We start from the raw sequence: 3226 nt of genomic DNA, 5'->3' as shown, positions 1-3226 counted from the left end.
GCGATCCCCCAACTACTATCGGCGTGCTAAAGCTTAACTTCCGTGTTCGGCATGGGAACGGGTGTATCCTTTAGGCTATCGCCACCACACTATAAGAGAACTTATTCTCTCAAAACTAGATATCATCAATTACTTTCCCCGGAAACAACCACGTTTTCAACTTGGTTAAGTCCTCGACCGATTAGTACTGGTCCGCTCCACGCCTCACGGCGCTGCTACTTCCAGCCTATCTACCTGATCATCTCTCAGGGGTCTTACTTCCATATAGGAATGGGAAATCTCATCTCGAGGCGAGTTTCACACTTAGATGCTTTCAGCGTTTATCTCATCCATACATAGCTACCCAGCGATGCGCCTGGCGGCACAACTGGTACACCAGCGGTATGTCCATCCCGGTCCTCTCGTACTAAGGACAGCTCCTCTCAAATTTCCTACGCCCGCGACGGATAGGGACCGAACTGTCTCACGACGTTCTGAACCCAGCTCGCGTACCGCTTTAATGGGCGAACAGCCCAACCCTTGGGACCGACTACAGCCCCAGGATGCGATGAGCCGACATCGAGGTGCCAAACCTCCCCGTCGATGTGGACTCTTGGGGGAGATAAGCCTGTTATCCCCAGGGTAGCTTTTATCCGTTGAGCGATGGCCCTTCCATACGGTACCACCGGATCACTAAGCCCGACTTTCGTCCCTGCTCGACCTGTCTGTCTCGCAGTCAAGCTCTCTTCTGCCTTTACACTCGACGAATGATTTCCAACCATTCTGAGAGAACCTTTGGGCGCCTCCGTTACTTTTTAGGAGGCGACCGCCCCAGTCAAACTGCCCACCTGACACTGTCTCCCACCACGATTAGTGGTGTGGGTTAGAGTGTTCACACAGCGAGGGTCGTATCCCACCAGCGCCTCACTCGAAACTAGCGTTCCGAGTTCTACGGCTCCGACCTATCCTGTACAAGCTGTGTCAACACCCAATATCAAGCTACAGTAAAGCTCCATGGGGTCTTTCCGTCCTGTCGCGGGTAACCTGCATCTTCACAGGTAATATAATTTCACCGAGTCTCTCGTTGAGACAGTGCCCAGATCGTTACGCCTTTCGTGCGGGTCGGAACTTACCCGACAAGGAATTTCGCTACCTTAGGACCGTTATAGTTACGGCCGCCGTTTACTGGGGCTTCATTTCTGGGCTTCGCCGAAGCTAACTCATCCACTTAACCTTCCAGCACCGGGCAGGCGTCAGCCCCTATACGTCATCTTACGATTTTGCAGAAACCTGTGTTTTTGATAAACAGTCGCCTGGGCCTTTTCACTGCGGCTACACTTGCGTGTAGCACCCCTTCTCCCGAAGTTACGGGGTCATTTTGCCGAGTTCCTTAACGAGAGTTCACTCGCTCACCTTAGGATACTCTCCTCGACTACCTGTGTCGGTTTGCGGTACGGGTAATTAATCACTAACTAGAAGCTTTTCTCGGCAGTGTGACATCTGGCGCTTCCCTACTAAAATTCGGTCCTCGTCACGCCTTGTCCTTAGCGATAAGCATTTGACTCATCACCAGACTTGACGCTTGAACACACATTTCCAATCGTGTGCACACCATAGCCTCCTGCGTCCCTCCATCGTTCAAACATGATTAACTAGTACAGGAATATCAACCTGTTATCCATCGCCTACGCTTCTCAGCCTCGGCTTAGGTCCCGACTAACCCTGGGAGGACGAGCCTTCCCCAGGAAACCTTAGTCATTCGGTGGATCAGATTCTCACTGATCTTTCGCTACTCATACCGGCATTCTCACTTCTAAGCGCTCCACTAGTCCTTGCGGTCTAGCTTCGTTGCCCTTAGAACGCTCTCCTATCACGCGACCTATTGGTCGCATCCACAATTTCGGTAACATGCTTAGCCCCGGTATATTTTCGGCGCGGGATCACTCGGCTAGTGAGCTATTACGCACTCTTTAAATGGTGGCTGCTTCTGAGCCAACATCCTAGCTGTCTATGCAACTCCACATCCTTTTCCACTCAGCATGTATTTAGGGACCTTAATTGGTGGTCTGGGCTGTTCCCCTTTCGACGGTGGATCTTATCACTCATCGTCTGACTCCCGGATATAAATCTGTGGCATTCGGAGTTTATCTGAATTCAGTAACCCATGACGGGCCCCTAGTCCAAACAGTGGCTCTACCTCCACGATTCTTAACTCCGAGGCTAACCCTAAAGCTATTTCGGAGAGAACCAGCTATCTCCAAGTTCGTTTGGAATTTCACCGCTATCCACACCTCATCCCAGCATTTTTCAACATACACGGGTTCGGTCCTCCAGTGCGCTTTACCGCACCTTCAACCTGGACATGGATAGGTCACCTGGTTTCGGGTCTACATCAATTTACTGAAACGCCCGTTTCAGACTCGCTTTCGCTACGGCTCCGGTCTTTCCACCTTAACCTTGCAAATTAACGTAACTCGCCGGTTCATTCTACAAAAGGCACGCTATCACCCATTAACGGGCTCTAACTAATTGTAGGCACATGGTTTCAGGAACTATTTCACTCCGCTTCCGCGGTGCTTTTCACCTTTCCCTCACGGTACTGGTTCACTATCGGTCACTAGGGAGTATTTAGCCTTGGGAGATGGTCCTCCCGGATTCCGACCACGTTTCACGTGTGTGGCCGTACTCAGGATACTGAACTGAGGGTCAACGATTTCATCTACGGGGGTATCACCCTCTATGCCGAGTCTTCCCAGACTCTTCGATTATCATTGACTTTGGTAACTCAAATGTTCAGTCCTACAACCCCAAAGAGCAAGCTCTTTGGTTTGGGCTATTCCCCGTTCGCTCGCCGCTACTTAGGGAATCGATTTTTCTTTCTATTCCTGCGGGTACTTAGATGTTTCAGTTCCCCGCGTCTGCCTCAACTCAAGTATGTATTCCCTGAGTTGTAATTACTGATTAAAGTAATTGGGTTTCCCCATTCGGAAATCTCCGGATCAAAGCTTACGTACAGCTCCCCGAAGCATATCGGTGTTAGTCCCGTCCTTCATCGGCTCCTAGTACCAAGGCATCCACCATGCGCCCTTCATAACTTAACCTAACGATTACGTCGTAATCGCTGATTAATTGAGTATTAGCGATATAAACTAATTAAAAAACTCAAAAATACGCAGTTGTTTCTCGGTTTAATTATCTTAATAATTAAAGGAAAATAATTTGATAATATCTAGTTTTCAAAGAACAA

Annotated in this window: 2 rRNA genes; both read right to left on the bottom strand. The window is 49.5% G+C overall.

What is annotated here, in order from left to right:
• A 5S ribosomal RNA gene (rrf, locus tag HEQ50_RS12430) occupies positions 1-89 on the bottom strand; the annotation flags it as partial.
• A gap of 72 nt (positions 90-161) precedes the next feature.
• Positions 162-3080, bottom strand: a 23S ribosomal RNA gene (locus tag HEQ50_RS12425).
• Positions 3081-3226 lie beyond the last annotated feature (146 nt).

The sequence above is a fragment of the Lactobacillus sp. HBUAS51381 genome, assembly GCF_012641095.1.
Classification (GTDB): Bacteria; Bacillota; Bacilli; order Lactobacillales; family Lactobacillaceae; genus Levilactobacillus.
Note: the sequence above shows the minus strand (reverse complement) of the source record. Positions and strands in the feature narration are given on the sequence as shown.